This is a genomic window from Niastella sp. sgz303648, from assembly GCF_059587045.1.
The window spans coordinates 1-712 of the sequence record NZ_JCAPSW010000068.1; the positions used below are offsets into that span (position 1 = coordinate 1).

Genomic DNA, 712 nt, shown 5'->3' on the forward strand with positions numbered 1-712 from the left:
ACGGGCGACCGTGGCCGGTGGCTGGCGGGCGGTGATATCGAGTTTTTGGGCCGCATAGACGACCAGGTGAAGATCCGTGGCTACCGGGTGGAACCCGGAGAAATAGCCGAGGTGTTGAGAGAACATCGGTCGGTATCGCAGAGCGTGGTGATGGTGCGGGAAACAGCTACCGGGGAGAAACGGCTGGTGGCGTATGTGGTGGTTGCTCAGGAGGCGGTATTTGACCGGGAGGAATTATTAAACCATGCGCGGGCACGTTTGCCGGAGTATATGGTTCCGCTGGCGGTGGTAGAGCTGGATCGTTTGCCGCTGACGGTCAACGGGAAGGTTGACTACCGTTCGTTGCCGCAGGTTGATCTGCAGGGTCAACAGGGTTTATTGCGGATAGCGCCGCGCACGGAACCGGAGCGTTTGTTGGCGCAGATCTGGGAGAGTTTGTTGCAGGTATCGGGCATAGGGATCAGGGACAATTTTTTTGCATTGGGAGGCCATTCGCTGCTGGCGATGCGGGTGATATCAGCGGTTCGCCGGGAGCTGGGCGTTGAGCTGTCGGTACGGCAACTGTTTCTGCATCCCACGATCGAAGGGTTGTCGTTGCATCTGTCGGCGTTAAAACAGGAACAATCGCTGCCGCCTCTGCGCGTACAGGAGCGGCCGTTATATATACCATTGTCATTCAGTCAGGAGCGGTTGTGGTTCATCGATAGGCTGG

General features: G+C 57.7%; 1 protein-coding gene. It reads left to right on the top strand.

Going from position 1 to position 712, the window contains the following annotated elements; all coding sequences use genetic code 11:
- Positions 1-114 precede the first annotated feature (114 nt).
- A partial coding sequence (locus AC59IL_RS38940) for a phosphopantetheine-binding protein (RefSeq protein WP_496557671.1) occupies positions 115-712 on the top strand: 598 nt, incomplete at its 3' end.